Genomic DNA, 15,726 nt, shown 5'->3' with positions numbered 1-15,726 from the left:
AGCGTGGAGGGGATGTCCTCGCAGACCGCACCCCCGGCGTACCGCAGCCTCGCCGACCAGCTCCGCGCCTGGTCGGACGACCGGCTGGGTCGGCTGCTGCGTGAGCGCCCTGACCTCGCCACTCCTGCTCCCCACGACTCCCGGCAGCTCGCCTCCCGAGCCGCTACCCGTGCCTCCGTGCTGCGCGCACTCGACCGGCTGGACGCGGCCGAGCTGCGGGTGCTGCATTCCCAGGCGCTCGTGACACAAACCCCGCACTGGACGGCGGCCGACGTGCTCGGCCTCGACCCGGCGGAGGTGGCGCCGGTGCTCGACCGTCTGGTCGACCTCGCCCTCGTCTGGCAGGCGCCCGACGGGCTGCGACCGGTGACGACCGTGCCCGACGCTTTGTCGGTGGGTCCGCCGGAGACCCGGGTGCCGATCGAGCCGCTGACCGCCGAGGCGTGGGACCGCGCGAAGGTCGAGGACCGGCTCGCCGGGCTGTCCGGCCCCGCGCGGGCCCTGCTCGACCACGTGCACGCGCACGGTGGGCGCGGCACCACCAGGGAGGACCCCGGCTCCGGCCGCACCGACAGCCCCATCGGGGAGCTCGTCGCCGCCGGCCTGCTGGTGCCGAAGGGACGCGGCGAGGTGCGGGTGCCGGGCGAGGTCGGGATCGTGCTCGGGGTGGACGGCGGCCCGACCGCGGCACCGGAGCTCCTCACGTCCGAGCGCGCGGCGGCCGTGGTCGACCGGGCCGGCGCGGGCGCGGCCTTCGAGCTGGTGCGGCGCGCCGAGCTGCTCCTCGACACCTGGGGCACCCGACCGCCCGGCCTGCTGCGGGGTGGTGGGCTCGGCGTCCGCGACCTGCGCAACGTCGCCGGTCTCCTCGGTGTCGCCGAGGGCGAGGCCGCCCTGCTCGTGGAGACGGTCCACGCCGCCGGGCTGCTGGCGGAGGGAGCCGACGCCGACGGGGACCCGGTCTGGGTGCCGACGGACGCGTACGACGCGTGGTCCACCCGCTCCGTCGCGGAGCGCTGGCGCGGGCTCGTCGAGGCGTGGCTCGGCTCGCCCCGCCTCGTGGGCCTGGTGGGTCGTCGCGACGAGCGCTCGAAGAAGGCCACCAACGCGCTCGAGCCCGACCTGACGCACCCGGTGGCGGTGGAGACGCGGCGCACGACGCTGGAGGTGCTCGGCTCCCTGCCCGACGGCGCGGTGCTGGCCACCGGCACCGGGGTGCCGTCGCTGGTCGCCCACGTCGCGTGGCTGCGGCCGCGGCGTCCCTCGCTGCGGGACGACGTCGTCGCCTGGACGCTGCAGGAGGCCGCCGTGCTCGGCCTCGTCGCCCTCGGCGGGCTCACCCGCGCCGGCCGCGCGCTGCTCGACGGCGACCCCGCGGGGGCCGTGACCGCCCTCGACGACCTGCTGCCCGACCCGGTCGACAAGGTGCTGCTGCAGGCGGACCTCACGGCGGTCGCGCCGGGTCCGCTCGAGGCGGAGGTCGCCCGGCGGCTGCAGCTCGTCGCCGACCTGGAGTCCGCGGGCGGCGCGGGGGTCTACCGGTTCACCAAGGGATCGGTGCGGCGGGCCTTCGACGTCGGCTGGTCGGCCGCCGAGGTGCACGCGTTCGTCGCGGACGTCTCGGCGACGCCGGTGCCGCAGCCGCTGAGCTACCTCGTCGACGACGTCGCGCGCACCTTCGGCACGCTGCGGGTCGGCCACGCCGAGGCGTTCATCCGCACCGACGACGAGGCCGCCCTCACCGTGCTGGAGCGCGACCCGCGCGCCGCGTCCCTGGGCCTGCGCCGCATCGCGCCGACGGTGCTCATCAGCACGACGCCGCTCGACGTGCTGCTCCCCCGCCTCCGCGAGCTCGGCACCGCACCCGTCGTCGAGGCACCCGACGGGACCGTGCGCGTCGCCCGACCGGACGTGCTGCGGGCGCGGACGGCTCGCGCGCGCCGTACCGCCGCCGGGGCGACCGCCGCCCGCGAGGCCGCCCAGGTCAGCGCCGTCGTCACCGCCGTGCGGGCGGGCGACCGAGCCGCGGACGCACGTCCCGCCCCCGCGCCCGGCGAGCGCCCCGGGCCGTCGGCCGGCCCCACGAACCCCGCCGCCGCGCTGACGACGCTGCGCGAGGCGGTGGAGGCGCGGGCGACGGTGCGGATCGCGTACGTGGACAACCACGGCAGCTACCTCGAGCGCGTCGTCGACCCCGTGCGCGTCGAGGGCGGGCAGCTCACCGCGTGGGACCACCGGAGCGAGGAGCAGCGGCTCTTCGCGGTGCACCGGATCACCGCCGTGGACGCGGTCTGAGGAGCGCCTCCGTACCCTTGTCGGGTGAACGGCCCCCTGATCGTCCAGTCCGACAAGACGCTGCTCCTCGAGGTCGACCACGAGCAGGCGGCCGAGTGTCGCAAGGCGATCGCCCCCTTCGCCGAGCTCGAGCGCAGCCCGGAGCACATCCACACCTACCGCCTCACTCCCCTCGGCCTGTGGAACGCGCGCGCCGCCGGGCACGACGCGGAGCAGGTGGTCGACACCCTGCTGACCTACAGCCGCTACCCGGTGCCCCACGCCCTGCTCGTCGACGTCGCGGAGACGATGGCGCGCTACGGCCGGCTGCGCCTCGACAAGCACCCCGTGCACGGCCTCGTGCTGGCGACCACCGACCGGCCCGTGCTCGAGGAGGTGCTGCGCGCGAAGCGGGTGCAGGGCATGCTCGGCGAGCGCGTCGACCCCGACACCGTCGCCGTGCACCCGTCCGAGCGCGGCAACCTCAAGCAGGCGCTGGTGAAGATCGGCTGGCCGGCGGAGGACTACGCGGGGTACGTCGACGGCGAGGCCCACCCCATCAGCCTCGTCACCGACGGGTGGGAGCTGCGGCCCTACCAGCAGGAGGCGGCCGAGTCGTTCTGGCACGGCGGCTCCGGCGTGGTCGTGCTGCCCTGCGGCGCCGGCAAGACGCTCGTGGGCGCCGCGTCGATGGCGCAGGCTCAGGCCACGACGCTCATCCTCGTCACCAACACGGTGAGCGCGCGGCAGTGGAAGGACGAGCTGGTCAAGCGCACGTCGCTGACCGAGGACGAGATCGGCGAGTACTCCGGGTCCACCAAGGAGGTCCGTCCCGTCACGATCGCGACCTACCAGGTGCTCACCACCAAGCGGAAGGGCGTCTACCCGCACCTCGAGCTGCTCGACGCCCGCGACTGGGGCCTCATCGTCTACGACGAGGTGCACCTCCTCCCGGCGCCGATCTTCCGGATGACGGCCAACCTGCAGGCGCGACGCCGCATCGGGCTCACCGCGACGCTCGTGCGCGAGGACGGCCGCGAGGGCGACGTCTTCTCGCTCATCGGGCCGAAGCGGTACGACGCGCCCTGGAAGGACATCGAGTCCCAGGGCTGGATCGCGCCCGCCGACTGCGTCGAGGTGCGGGTGACCCTGCCCGAGGACGAGCGGCTGGTCTACGCGACCGCGGAGCCGGAGGAGCGCTACCGCCTCGCCGCCTGCACGTCGCGGAAGACGGCCGTCGTCCGCGACCTCGTCGCGCAGCACGAGGGCCAGCCGCTGCTGGTGATCGGGCAGTACATCGACCAGCTCGACGAGCTCGCCGCCGCCCTCGACGCCCCCGTCATCAAGGGCGAGACGTCGGTGAAGGAGCGCCAGCGGCTGTTCGAGGCGTTCCGCACCGGCGAGATCAGCCGGCTCGTGGTCTCCAAGGTCGCCAACTTCTCCATCGACCTGCCCTCGGCCGAGGTCGCCATCCAGGTGTCGGGGTCGTTCGGCTCGCGCCAGGAGGAGGCCCAGCGCCTGGGCCGCCTGCTCCGCCCCGGTACGCCGCGGCCCGGCGAGGACCGCAAGGTGGCGCGCTTCTACACGGTCGTCTCGCGCGACACGGTCGACGCCGACTTCGCCGCCAACCGCCAGCGGTTCCTGGCGGAGCAGGGGTACGCGTACCGGATCGTCGACGCGGACGAGCTGGGGGTCTGAGGAAACGCGGAGGCGGGCTGCTCGCGGCTCTGCGACGATCCGGACCGTGAAGCCACCGAAGATCCGACGTCGCCTGGAGGCGGCCCTCGCCGAGGGGCGCATCACGAAGGTCGTGCGCGACGGGTTCGAGGTGGGCATGACGGACGGCCTCGTCGTCGCGCTCACCGACGACTGGGTCGTGCTGCACGAGCTCGTCGACGGGGTCCACCTCGACGGGATCGTCGCGCTCCGCCTGTGTGACGTCTCGCGGATCCTGTTCCGCGACGACGACGCCTACCACCGCCGGGCACTCGCGGCGCCGGGGGCGGAGGTCGCGACGTACGAGGTCGAGACGGACGTCGACGCGCGGGGGCTGCTGGCCCGCGCCCAGGCCGAGGGCCGGCTCGTCGCCGTCCACCTCGAGGTGCTCCGGGACGAGCCGATGACGCTGGGACGGCTGCTGGAGCTGCGCCGGAAGCGGTTCGTCATCCACTACCTCGGTCGGGACGGCGAGTGGGCGCGCGAGCCGGAGCGGTGGCGCTACCGGAACGTGACGCGCATCGAGGTCGGCGGGCGCTACCTCGAGGCGCTCGAGCAGTTCGGGGACCCGTACCCGAACGTCTGACGATCCGCGGCGTACCCCGTTGAGCAGTATCTGCCAACGGCTCGCCGTGCGGTGTCACGCGATGGTGACGGGGCGCCCCGGAGAGTGCGTCCCCCACAACGTCGGCGCAACGAGCGTGAAACGAACGTCGCAGAGGGTGGGGATCTCCCCGACCCCCGTTTCAGGAGCCCTCGATGCCCCTCCGGATCCCCGCCCGCCTCGGGACCACCGCCGCCCTCGTCGCGCTGCTCGGCAGCACCGTCGCCTGCACGTCGACCGGCGGCGGTGACGACGACGAGGTCACGACCGTCACGATCGGCACCCTGCGCGGCCAGCCGCACTTCTACGCCCCGTTCCTCTACGAGGACCACGCCACGGGCGACATCGACTACGAGGTCATCACCCTCGACACGGCGCCCGCGCTCAACGACGCCCTCCTGAGCGGGACCGTCGACATGGCGGTCGGCTCGATCACGGCCACCATCGCCGGCGCCGCGCAGGGCCGTGAGGTGAAGGTCGTCGCGGCCGCGTCCGACGGCGGCAGCGGCTTCGTCGCCGCCGAGGGCATCGACGACATCACCGACCTCGAGGGTCGCCCGGTGGGCTACCTGGAGTCGAGCTCGCAGTACGTCGTGCTCCAGCTCCTCCTCGAGGAGGCCGGGATGTCGACCGACGACGTCGACCTCGTGTCGCTGTCCGCGCCCGAGTTCTTCAACGCCTTCGACACCGGTCAGATCGACGCGTTCCTCGCGCCCGAGATCGGCGTCTCCCTCGCGCTCGGGGCCGGCGGGACGGAGCTGGCCTCGCCGTACGAGACCGAGATCGGCCGCGTCAACATCGGTCTGCTGGCCAGCCAGGACTTCATCGACGAGCACCCCGACGCCGTGCAGGAGGTGGTCGACACCCACGCCGCGACGACGGCGTACATGGTCGACAACCAGGACGAGTGGCTCCCCGAGCTCGTGGAGGAGTACGGCGGGGACGAGGCGGTCTTCGCCACCGCGCTCGAGAACTTCTGGCTGCGCTCCGACCTCTCCCCCACCTACGAGGAGCAGATCGCGAACCTCGCCGCCCAGATGGAGCGGCTCGGCATGATCGACCAGGCGCCCGCGATCGAGGACGTCGTCGACACCTCCTTCGCCTCCCGCGACGAGCCGGCGGACTCGTGAGGGCCGCGCTCTGGCGACGCCGGATCGGTCACGGCGCGCTCGGCCTCGGCTTCGTCGCCCTCCTCCTGCTGCTCTGGGACCTCGGCGTGCGCGGCGAGTGGGTGCTGCTCTTCGACATCAAGATGGGGTTCCTCCCGGCCCCGGACGTCGTCGCGCGGCTGCTGTGGGACTTCGCCTTCGGCGGCCTGTACGACGACGCCTACTCCGGCACGCTCCTGGAGCACCTCACGGCGAGCGCGCTGCGGGTGCTCGCCGGGTTCGGGCTGGCGGCGGCGCTGGCCGTCCCCATCGGGGTGCTGATGGGGCGCTTCCCGCTCGTGAACGCGGCACTGGACCCGGCCGTCAACCTGTTCCGGCCCGTGCCCGCCACGGCGTGGGTGCCGCTGGTGCTGCTCATCATCGGGTTCGGCAGCCAGGCCACGATCTTCCTCATCACGCTGTCGGCGTTCTTCCCCATCCTGCTCAACACGATCGCGGCGACCCGGGAGGTGCCGCCGCGGCTCGTGGAGGCGGCCCGCATGCTCGGTACGACGCGGGTCGGCGTGCTCATGAAGGTGGTGGTGCCGGCGGCGACGCCCGGCATCGTCAGCGGGCTGCGGATCGGTCTCGGCCTCGGCTGGGTCATCCTCGTGCTCGGTGAGGCCAACGGCATCGACACCGGTCTGGGCAGCATGATCATGCTGGCCCGCGAGCAGGTGCGCACCGACCGTGTCGTCGTCGGGATGATCGTCATCGGGCTCGCCGGCTTCCTCTCCGACCGCATCCTGGTGCTCGGCTTCAAGGGACTGTTCGGCCGTCGGCCGCTGGTGCGGGCATGAGCGGCGTGCGCAGCGCGGTTGCCGCCCGGTCCGCGGGCCCGGTGGTGGACGAGTCCGGTCGGGTGACGCTCGCCGGGGTCGGGAAGCGCTACGAGACCAAGCGGGGGCCGGTCGACGCGGTCGCCGACGTCGACCTCGAGGTGGCACCCGGCGAGTTCGTCGCCATCGTCGGGGCGAGCGGCTGCGGCAAGTCGACGCTGCTGCGGATCCTCGCTGGCTTCGAGGGTCACACCTCGGGCACGGTCGAGGTCGGCGGAGCGCCGGTGCGGGGCCCCGGCCCTGCGCGCGGGGTCGTCTTCCAGGACTACGGCCTGTTCCCCTGGCTGACCGTCGCCGAGAACGTCAGGTTCGGTCTGCGCCAGCAGCGCTGGTCGCGGGCGCGGGCCAAGCAGCGCGCCGCCGAGATGATCGAGGTCGTCGGGCTGACCCGGTTCGCCGACCGCTTCCCGGGCGAGCTGTCGGGCGGGATGCAGCAGCGCGTCGCGATCGCTCGCGTGCTCGCCGCCGACCCCGCGCTGCTGCTCATGGACGAGCCGTTCGGCGCGCTCGACGCCCTGACCCGCACGACGATGCAGCACGAGCTGAAGCGGCTGCGCGCCGAGAGTGGTGCGACGGTGCTGTTCGTGACCCACTCGATCGAGGAGGCGGTCTACCTGGCGGACCGCGTCGTCGTCATGGCCGGCGGCGCCTCCCACGGCGCGCCCGGACACATCGCCGCGATCGTCCCGGTCGACCTCGGCGACGAGCGGGACGTCAACGGACCGGCGTTCAACGACCTCGAGCGCCGGATCGCCGCTCTCGTGCACGAGAGCTGACGCGCGACGTACGGACTCGGGTCTGGCGCCGGCGGCAGACTGTCCGCCTTGAACGCGATCGCCAGAGGTACGACGTGAGGGCGCCGCACATCGAGGTGCTCGTCGGCGGCTTCGACCACGACCGCTGCGGAAAGGCCGTCGAGCCTGACGAGGGTGGTGCGGTGGCGGTGCCTTCGCCTGCCGGACAACGGGACGCTGCACCGGGACTGGCTCGGCCCCGTGGAGGACTCCGGCGACGGGGCCGAGTTCGCGGAGGTGACGGGCGGGTGCTCGACCTGGTGATGCTGCACGAGGGCAAGTAGATCGCGATCCAGAGCGTGCCCAGCGGCGCCGAGCTGCCGTGGCTTCTTCGACGCCGAGAGGGGGGACGAGAGCGTCGTGCCGACCGTCGCCGTCCCGTGGACCGGCGAGGTGATCCCCGTGGTCGAGGGCTCCATCGAGGTGGTCGTGACCATCGCGCCCTGAACTCCGTATGTCGCGGGTGCCGTCGCGCTCGGAGCCGGGCCGACGGCGGCGAGTGCGGTTGGGCGACGACTTCAACCCGTTTGCAGGGCCGAGGGACGCGCCCGCCCCGCGACCAGTCTGCGGACCGTCGCTATGGCACGGTAGCTGCGGACAGAGGAGCCTGCGACAAAGTCCCCGCGAGCAACGGGTCGTTTACCGCGTGGTCCCGTCCTCGAACACCTCGCAGCTTCCCTCGGACGAGACCGACACCGCCCGGCGCCTCACCAGGTCGAAGCGGAGTACCGTCCCGTGCGGGTGGTTCCACCTGAGCGCTTCGTCCGGTTCGATCCGGAGCAGGTGTCGTATCAGCATGCGCCCCACCATCTCGTGGGCGACGACGAGAGGCCTCGTCCCGTGCACCGCGCCCCATGCGCGTTGCGCCCGGACGTCTGCGTCGGCGTAGCTCTCGCCGCCGGGAAAGCGAAAGCGGTACTTGTCACCGCGCCTTCTCTCCGCGAGACCGGGGAAACGCTCATCGATCTGAGCGTTCGTCAGCCCGCCAACATGACCGTGGTCGATCTCCGCAAGGTCGTCGACGACCGTCACCGTCAACCCCAGCCGACGGCCCACGATGTCGGCCGTCGCACGGGCTCGTCCGAGCGGACTGGAGTAGAGGCGGTCGGGATTCATCCCCACGACCAGCTCCGCCACCATTTCCGCGTCATCAATCCCGGCTTCGGTGAGGGGAGAGTCCAGCCGACCCTGCCGCCTCCTCTCCCGGTTCCAGATCGTTTCGCCGTGACGCGCTAGGAGCACCTCGTCCCACGGCCAACCGTTCATCTTCGTCTCCTTCACCGATAGCCGTACTCGGCGGCCAGGTCCAGCAGACCTGGTATGTGCGCCACGTCGTCCCAGCTGATCCTCTCCACGAGTTCGGGCGCCCCGTTGCTCTTCGGCGGAAGCTCAACCGCCTCTGCGTCGGCATTCACTATCCGTGCCAGGCGAGTGACGTCGGCCGCGGTGATGTCCTCCAGCCGCAGCGCCTCCGCAGGGTCAGCGACGAGGCGGTTCCACTCGACCCAGTGGATTGCCGCCTTCTCCATGGGATTCCTCCCCCTTGCGATCTCCGGGACGATTCGCTGAGCCCACTGCCCAAGGCGGTAACGCTGCGTATCACTAGGGGTATCGGCAAAGCTGCCCCAGGAGGCACGCGACCTGATCGTGTCCAGTGGGTGCCGAACGAGGTGCACGACGTAGGCATCGGCCACGGGCGTGAACGGGGCCGCCGGCCACGCGACCTCAGCCTGCCAGTCGCCCTCGCCATGGCGATCCCAGTTCCAGAACACCTCGTGAGTGCACGGTGTCCCGGCATCACTGATGGCTTTCGCAAGCCATGTCGTGCCGCATCGACCCGTCCCGGTCACCAACAGGCGCATACGAACCTCCGGCCTCTTCGTCGCGGCAAGACTGCCCAGAAGAATGCGGAATTCTCCACCCACAAACCGTCTGCGCGACGATCGGCACCGGAACGACGCGGCCGAGTCACCCTTGAAGCCTTGCTAGTGGCAGCAATGCCGTGGGGTCCCGCACGTCTCGTGAACCGGCTAGCCCTACCTCGTGCAAATGAAACCCACGCGTCCTCCGACGCGCCGCCTCCACGCGTGGGGCGTGTCGACTTCTCCTTCGTCACCGATACCGTCCCCGTTCCGGCCCAGCGCTTCCTGTGAGGCGCAGCAACCTCCGGCATCGTGCCGAGAGCGCCGTTCTACCGGGCAGCAGCGAACACCACGACATCTTTCCACGCAAGGTCTTCGGGCCCTGGGGCCGACGCCTCTCGGCGCGAACGGGTCCGCTGGCAACCTGTTCGCTCTTCCCGATCGACCGCCGGCAGACTATGGCGCGGACGACACTGCACGCCGCCCAGAAGTTCCTGACGTCTTGCTCGCGACCGAGGCGCCCTCACGTTCAATTGGGAGAGGCCACCCCTCCCAGCGTATCGCCGAATCACAGCGGTGCGAATTGCCCATCCGTCAACCTGACTTGCCGTCCGTCGAAGACGGGGCGGGCCCTGCCCCAAGGCCGTCCATGGTCGCGCGGGGCAAGAAGAGCGATGCCACGAGGCCCACCACCGTCAGACCGATCGCCCACCAGAAGGCTCGGTCGAACATCGCGCTCGTGGCCATCGCGGCGTTGCCGAGCGCGACGGCGAGAACGGCCGTGCCGAATGCGCCCCCGACCTGTTGTGCCATCCGCATGATCACTGTCGCATGCGGGACGTCGTGCCGATCCATTCCGACGTAGGCCACGGCCATGGCCGGCATGAGCACCGTGCCGAGTCCTACCCCCCGCACAAAGAGGACCACTCCGAGGATCCAGGGGCTCGTGGTGACGCTGGTGAACGCCAAGGGGAAGGTTCCGAGAAGCAGAAGTGCGAACCCGACGACCACCATCCGGCCCGCACCCCAACGCTGACTCAAGGCAATGGTCGCCGGGCGGGCGCACAGCGAGCCGAGCGCCTGCGGGATCAGCAGTAGGCCGGCGACGAGAGGATCGTGACCGGCGATCTTCTGCCAGAAGAGCGGCAGCAAAAAAACCACGCCGAACATCGCGACGCCGATGAAGAACATCGTCACTGTGGCCCACGCGAAGTCTCGGCGTCCGAGGAGCCGCACGTCGACCAACGGGTCTTCACAGCGACGCGCCCAGGCCACGAAGGCAGCGAGGAGCAGCGCTCCCCCAACGAGTGGGACGAGCACGTGGTCGTCGAGAGCGACACCCTGAAACCGATGAGTACTGGAGAGGGCCCAGAGGAGTCCCGCGAGCGCAGGAGCGAGGAGCAAGAAGCCGAACCGGTCGAACCGAGGGCGATCCACCGTGCTCGAGTCGTCCGGCAGGAACGCGAGCGCTAGCGCCACGCCCGCAAGGCACAGCGGGATGGTCACGACGAAGACCCCCCGCCATCCCAACTGGGTCAGGACGAGGCCACCCAAGATGGGACCGATCACGGGTGCAGCCGCGGTGGCGAGCGCGACGTCGAATGCCAGCCGTGCGAGGTCGCCGTCCCGGGCGACCCTCATCACGATCGACATCATAAGGGGCAGGACCAGACCACCGCCGACGCCTTGAACGACGCGGGCCCCGATGAGGAACTCGAAGCTCGGGCTGAGTGCGCAGGCCACCGAGCCGACCAGGAAGATGACGAGGGCTGCGATCCAGAGCGATGCCGAGCCGAAGCGCGCCTGCCCCCAGGCCATCACCGGAACGACGCAGGCGAGGGCGAGCAGGTAGGCCGTGCTCACCCACTGCACGCTGGACACAGAGACGTGAAACTCGTTCTGCAGGGAGTGCAGTCCGATGTTGACGACGGTCGTGTTGAGGAGGGGCGCGAGACCTCCGACGACGAGGGCGAGCGCGAGACCGCGATGACGGGGAGCAGTCATACACATCCTCACGACTTATCGGCACCTGGCATCTTAGGCGCCGCATCACGAAATTGATCTCGACATATATGAGTAAATCCCCAGCAATGCCGACATGCTCCTTCACCTCCCCCCGTGGCCGCAACATGGGGACCGAGAACGCCATCTCGTGGACGAGGTCGTACGTAGCGGAGATTGGTGGCGCAACGAGGGCGTGTCCGTGGAGCGTTTCGAGCGAGATTTCGCCGAGCTCGAGGAGACGCCCCTCGTCCTGGCGGTCACGAGCGGCACGCACGCGTTGGAGCTTGCTCTCATGTCGGCCGGTATCGAGGCGGGGGCCCGTGTGATCGTTCCGGCGGCCACCTTCTTCTCGACGTGGTCAGCCGTGCAGCGACACGGCGCCACAGCTGTGCTTGCTGATATCGACCTTGACACGTGGACGCTGGATCCGACTGCGGCGTCGGCCGCGGCAGCGGAGACATCAGCGGCCGCCGTGGTGCCGGTCCACTACGGCGGCGTCCCGGCACCGCTGGCCGACCTCGGTCGTAGCGCCCCCACTCTTATCCAGGATGCAGCGCACGGTCCCGGAATCCGCTCCCAGGGCGCCCCGCTCGTCCAGGCGGGCGGGATCGTCTGCTGGAGCTTCCAGCAGTCCAAGCTTCTGCCGGGTGGCGAGGGCGGCGCGATGGGTTTCGCAGATGAGGCCACCTATCGTCGGGCACTCACGCTGCAGAACTGTGGCCGAATCCCCGGGACCCCCGGCTACGGCCATCTCGCCGTCGCCAGCAATTTCAGGATGCCCGAACTCACGAGCGCTCTGCTGCGTGCTCAGCTCGAAAGGTTCGTCGACCTCAGCATCCGACGCGCGAACGGCGCAAGCCGGCTGCGGGCTAGGTTGGCCGCAATTGACGGAATCGTGTTGCAGCGCGCCCGCTCGGGCGACAGCGAATCTCACTATCTCGTGCAGGTGCGGCTCACCTCCACCGGCGGAACAGGACGTGACGAGATCGTGGAACGGCTCGCATCGAGGGGGATCCCGGTAAGCCGCACCTACCCGCCGCTGTGTGAGGTGCCCGCCTACGGCGCGAGCGGATACGACCCTGCCGAGGCCGCCGCAAGGTGTCCGAACGCGATGCTCGTGGGTCGTACTGGTCTCAGCTTCCATCACCGGCTCCTCCTGGCCCCTCCCGACGTTCTGGATTGGGTCGGGGACACGGTCGCGGAGGCCGTGACCTCCGCTGCGGAGCGCTTCTCATGAGCCGGGCACTCTTCTGCGGCTACGGCTGGGCTGCACGCACGCTCTGGCGGCCCGCGCTGCGCGACGTCGGATTCGTCGAGTTCGGCGCGCTCGACAGCTTCGTACCCGCCGAGGACCTGAGGGCCGCCGGCGCCGATCGCGTGCACGACGACCTCTCCAGCGTCAGGAAGGGTGACTACGACGTGGCCGTTGTCGCGACGCCGAACAGGAGCCACGTCGACCTCGCCGTGGGGCTGTTGGAGCGCGGCATCCCCACGGTCGTTGAAAAACCTGTCTGCCTGAGGTTGGACGACGTCAACCGTATGCGGGAGGCCGCGGGTCGGGGAGATGTACCTCTGCTCCGGAGCAGGAGCACGCACTACGAACCGCACCTCGTGTCCTACCTCCACCAAGTGCGCGCGCTGTCGTCGGCGCGCCCGGTGAGACTGTCGATCGCCTGGACCCGGGCGCAAGGACTGCCCCGGTCCCGCTGGTTGACACGGGCCTCTCACGCCGGTGCCGGATCGTCTATCGACCTTGGCTGGCACCTCCTCGAATGCGTCTTCGAGGTCACGGGGTGGACACCTCTGTCGCTCACCGCGTCGGAGTTCATCGGCGGTGCAGGCGACGAAGGACGCGCCTCCTGGCACGGGGCCGAGGAGTACGACGCCGCCGAACCGGTCGACGTGGACGTGGCCGCGGATCTCCGCTTCGACCAGAAAGGTGGCGATGTCCGCATCCGTACCGCGTGGGTATCTGTGCGCGAGGGCGACGAGGTCGTGATCGACGCGAGCCTCGAGGAAGGGCACGTGCGGCTCGTCACGCTGTTTGGGACCTCGCCGTCGTCGAGCTCCACGGCGTACGTCGAGACAGAGTCGGCGGGCGGTGCCGTGCGCTCGCGGCTCCCCTCACGGCGGCCGGGTGATGCCCACACACGAATGGTCGCCGACTACGTGGCCGAGGGATTCAGCGCGGCACGTCTGGGTCAGAGCTGGGAGCAGCTGGAGATGCTTGCTGGTGCGACCGAGTCGATCGTGTCCCACCACGCGCGCTGGCGAGCTGCGGAGGCTCAGGGATGAGCTCGTCGATCGACTTGCCGGGGCTCGTGCGGAGGTATGGAGACTTCTCGCTCGCAGCCTCAACCGACCAACCAGGCATCCGGCTGTTCGGCGACGCGGACGGCGTCATCGCCTACCGGCAGCTCCGAAAAAAGGCTCACACGCTCAACGTGGCTCTCGGGGACCCGCTCGCTGATCCTGATCGCTGGGGCGAGTTGGCACGAGGCTTCCTCGCCGCGACCGCGAATGCCATGCTGGTGAACGTCGGCGAGCGGTTCGGACAACTGCTCACCAACGAGGGACTGTACTTGAACCCGCTGGGGTGGGAGGCCATCCTCGACCTCTCCGGCGGTTATGACCTGTCGGGGTCGAAGAAGCAGAACATCCGCAACGCGGTCTCCCGTGCGACGGCGGCCGGTTACCGCGTCGACGAGGTCGACGAAGGCGACGACGAGGCTTGGGCCAGGCTCCACCGGCTCTCCCACAGCTGGTTGACGCGGAGGAGCCGGGGTCGCCCCGAGAATGCCCTCATCACGCGTCCGCTACAGCGCCGCGGTCGGCATCAACGCGTCTTCGTCCTCCAGGACGTCGAGGGGACGGCCGTGCAGATGTTGACGCTAGACGAGCTGTGGCGGGCGGACGAGATCGTGGGCTACCACGCGAACATCAATCGAGACGGGGAGGGCGCCCCCAAGAACGCCGACTACGTCATCATCGCCCACCTCATCGATCTCCTGCGCGCGCACCAGGTGCCGGTGTTGTCGCTGGGCCTGTGCCCAACCACGTACGCCGGGGCCGACCGAAGACGCAACCTTTACTCCGACCTCTTCCTGCACGTCGCCCGTCGGGAGGGCAGGTCCATCTACAACTTCGATGGTCTGACACGACACAAAGAGGAGTTCCGTCCCACACATCGGCGGCCGGTGTACGTAGCCGGCCAAGAGCCGTGGCCGATGCACGACATCTTCGGGGTGCTAAAGGTGTCGAACCTTGTCTGACCGCCGACCCACGAAGGAGCACGAGAGCATGTTGAGCCCACCCGAACTCAGCGAGCCCTACGCTGGGCTGGAGGATCTCGATTATCTCACGCGGCTCGCCGAGGACGCCGTGGCGCGCGGAAGAACTGACGACTTCTACGCGGCGCTGCGACGCAGCGAGATCCCTTATCTGCTATCGCACCACGCCGGTGACCTGCGAGAGCTCGTCCTCGCCTCGCTCGCCGCCCTGCACGCGCTGGGCACCGCGTCTCCTGCGATCGCGCTTGGCGTCTCGCAGCACATGGCGACGATGCTCGCGTTCGGGCTGAGTGGCCGCCTGCTCGAGGAGCACGAGACGGCAGGCCCGGTGATCGGGGCGCTCCTCCAAGAAACCTTGGCTCAGCGGCTGTTGATCGCGAACACGACCTCGCAGGGCGGCGGCAACCGCATCGGCACCAAGGGTTCTCAGATCTCGCCCGAGGGCGAGGGCTTTCGCATCGACGGCCACTCCACGTTCATGTCGCTGGCCACCGAGGCCGAGAAGATCGTGTTCCTGACCTATGCCGCTGGCGGCGCCCTGGTGGGCGTCGTCACCGACGCAGACACCCCCGGCCTCGAAGTGAGCGGGGAACTGCTGTTCGGAGACCATCTCGCTCTCGCGGACACTCGCCGCGTGTTCTTCGACGGGCTCCATGTCGAAGCTGATGCTGTCTTCGGTCCTGATCCGGCGCTCAACGCGTTCTATGCTCTGCAGCTGGTGTGCCACAACCTGTGCGTGTCGGCTCTCTACCTAGGCGGCGGCCGCCGGATCGTGGAAGAAGTACGCCGGCACGGCCGCACGAGCATGCTTCCCTCGGGGGCTCCACTCGCGACCTCCGACTCGTTCGGCGCAAACGTCGGCGGCCTGGTGATCACCTACCTCAATGCCGTCGATCTCCTGCTCTCACAGGTGCACCTGGTCTCGACGCTCACGGGAGGTGACGCCCTCGACCCGGCGACCGCCGGAGCCGCTCTACTGCGGGTCTCGACAGCGAAACATGGTGTCGCGCGCAGTGCCGAGACGGTCGCGACCGAAGGTCGCAAGTTGATTGGCGCCCGAGCGTTCATGGGGGACCACCCGGTGGGCCGTATCGGTGCCGAGATCGCATTCGCCGCGCTCGGACCGGCGACGGAGAAACTGATCGAGCGCAACGTCGGTCTGAAGTTCCTCGCGGAGGGGACATGAGCCAACAAA

13 protein-coding genes are annotated in these 15,726 nt (G+C 70.2%); 10 read left to right on the top strand and 3 right to left on the bottom strand.

The window, feature by feature from the left end; genetic code table 11:
- Positions 1-12: 12 nt before the first annotated feature.
- From G3T38_RS14890 to G3T38_RS14865, 6 genes are all read left to right on the top strand, one after another.
- Positions 13-2,295: a helicase C-terminal domain-containing protein gene (locus G3T38_RS14890; RefSeq protein ID WP_163773111.1), complete on the top strand. Its 2,283-nt coding sequence runs from the start codon at positions 13-15 to the stop codon at positions 2,293-2,295.
- Positions 2,296-2,319: 24 nt separating this feature from the next.
- The gene (locus tag G3T38_RS14885) at positions 2,320-3,972 is read left to right on the top strand and encodes a DNA repair helicase XPB (protein WP_163773110.1); all 1,653 of its coding nucleotides are present in this window, start codon (positions 2,320-2,322) and stop codon (positions 3,970-3,972) included.
- 46 nt (positions 3,973-4,018) lie between these two features.
- Positions 4,019-4,576 (top strand): hypothetical protein, encoded by a 558-nt coding sequence (locus G3T38_RS14880; RefSeq protein WP_163773109.1) that lies wholly within the window; start codon positions 4,019-4,021, stop codon positions 4,574-4,576.
- Positions 4,577-4,749: 173 nt separating this feature from the next.
- Complete coding sequence (locus G3T38_RS14875; protein ID WP_163773108.1) at positions 4,750-5,724, top strand: ABC transporter substrate-binding protein; 975 nt, start codon at positions 4,750-4,752, stop codon at positions 5,722-5,724.
- Positions 5,721-6,542, top strand: coding sequence for an ABC transporter permease subunit (locus G3T38_RS21780; protein WP_206675890.1), 822 nt, complete (start codon positions 5,721-5,723; stop codon positions 6,540-6,542). Before G3T38_RS14875 ends, G3T38_RS21780 begins: the two co-directional genes overlap by 4 nt.
- Complete coding sequence (locus G3T38_RS14865; RefSeq protein ID WP_163773107.1) at positions 6,539-7,357, top strand: ABC transporter ATP-binding protein; 819 nt, start codon at positions 6,539-6,541, stop codon at positions 7,355-7,357. Before G3T38_RS21780 ends, G3T38_RS14865 begins: the two co-directional genes overlap by 4 nt.
- Positions 7,358-8,014: 657 nt before the next feature.
- Here the strand turns inward: G3T38_RS14865 and G3T38_RS14860 are convergent.
- The 3 genes from G3T38_RS14860 to G3T38_RS14850 form a co-directional block, all read right to left on the bottom strand.
- On the bottom strand, positions 8,015-8,656 hold the full coding sequence (locus tag G3T38_RS14860) for a histidine phosphatase family protein (protein WP_163773106.1): 642 nt from the start codon (positions 8,654-8,656) through the stop codon (positions 8,015-8,017).
- On the bottom strand, positions 8,653-9,147 hold the full coding sequence (locus G3T38_RS14855) for a hypothetical protein (RefSeq protein ID WP_163773105.1): 495 nt from the start codon (positions 9,145-9,147) through the stop codon (positions 8,653-8,655). The genes G3T38_RS14860 and G3T38_RS14855 overlap by 4 nt, the downstream gene beginning before the upstream one ends.
- Before the next feature lie 684 nt (positions 9,148-9,831).
- Positions 9,832-11,241: a DHA2 family efflux MFS transporter permease subunit gene (locus G3T38_RS14850; protein WP_163773104.1), complete on the bottom strand. Its 1,410-nt coding sequence runs from the start codon at positions 11,239-11,241 to the stop codon at positions 9,832-9,834.
- Between the two features lie 94 nt (positions 11,242-11,335).
- Here G3T38_RS14850 and G3T38_RS14845 point away from each other — a divergent pair, with 94 nt between their 5' ends.
- From G3T38_RS14845 to G3T38_RS14830, 4 genes are read left to right on the top strand one after another with little or no spacing between them, the layout of a single operon-like run.
- A complete protein-coding gene (locus tag G3T38_RS14845; RefSeq protein ID WP_241728907.1) occupies positions 11,336-12,478 on the top strand; it encodes a DegT/DnrJ/EryC1/StrS family aminotransferase in 1,143 nt (380 codons plus the stop codon).
- A complete protein-coding gene (locus tag G3T38_RS14840) occupies positions 12,475-13,536 on the top strand; it encodes a Gfo/Idh/MocA family protein (protein WP_163773102.1) in 1,062 nt (353 codons plus the stop codon). The genes G3T38_RS14845 and G3T38_RS14840 overlap by 4 nt, the downstream gene beginning before the upstream one ends.
- Positions 13,533-14,513: a DUF2156 domain-containing protein gene (locus tag G3T38_RS14835; RefSeq protein WP_163773101.1), complete on the top strand. Its 981-nt coding sequence runs from the start codon at positions 13,533-13,535 to the stop codon at positions 14,511-14,513. The genes G3T38_RS14840 and G3T38_RS14835 overlap by 4 nt, the downstream gene beginning before the upstream one ends.
- Before the next feature lie 28 nt (positions 14,514-14,541).
- Positions 14,542-15,717, top strand: a complete 1,176-nt coding sequence (locus G3T38_RS14830; protein WP_163773100.1) for an acyl-CoA dehydrogenase family protein — start codon at positions 14,542-14,544, stop codon at positions 15,715-15,717.
- Positions 15,718-15,726: the final 9 nt, after the last annotated feature.

It is taken from the genome of Nocardioides zeae (assembly GCF_010686755.1).
Classification (GTDB): Bacteria; Actinomycetota; Actinomycetes; order Propionibacteriales; family Nocardioidaceae; genus Nocardioides; species Nocardioides zeae.
The sequence above is the reverse complement of the archived record's forward strand: the minus strand, read 5'-3'. Positions and strand labels throughout refer to the sequence as shown.

What these genes read in the sequence shown, in the direction of transcription:
- G3T38_RS14875 (WP_163773108.1), top strand. Translation starts at nt 4,750, where the DNA reads ATGCCCCTCCGGATCCCCGCCCGCCTCGGGACCACCGCCGCCCTCGTC.
- G3T38_RS14850 (WP_163773104.1), bottom strand. Translation starts at nt 11,241, where the DNA reads ATGACTGCTCCCCGTCATCGCGGTCTCGCGCTCGCCCTCGTCGTCGGA.
- G3T38_RS14835 (WP_163773101.1), top strand. Translation starts at nt 13,533, where the DNA reads ATGAGCTCGTCGATCGACTTGCCGGGGCTCGTGCGGAGGTATGGAGAC.
- G3T38_RS14840 (WP_163773102.1), top strand. Translation starts at nt 12,475, where the DNA reads ATGAGCCGGGCACTCTTCTGCGGCTACGGCTGGGCTGCACGCACGCTC.
- G3T38_RS14830 (WP_163773100.1), top strand. Translation starts at nt 14,542, where the DNA reads ATGTTGAGCCCACCCGAACTCAGCGAGCCCTACGCTGGGCTGGAGGAT.
- G3T38_RS14890 (WP_163773111.1), top strand. Translation starts at nt 13, where the DNA reads ATGTCCTCGCAGACCGCACCCCCGGCGTACCGCAGCCTCGCCGACCAG.
- G3T38_RS14845 (WP_241728907.1), top strand. Translation starts at nt 11,336, where the DNA reads ATGCTCCTTCACCTCCCCCCGTGGCCGCAACATGGGGACCGAGAACGC.
- G3T38_RS14865 (WP_163773107.1), top strand. Translation starts at nt 6,539, where the DNA reads ATGAGCGGCGTGCGCAGCGCGGTTGCCGCCCGGTCCGCGGGCCCGGTG.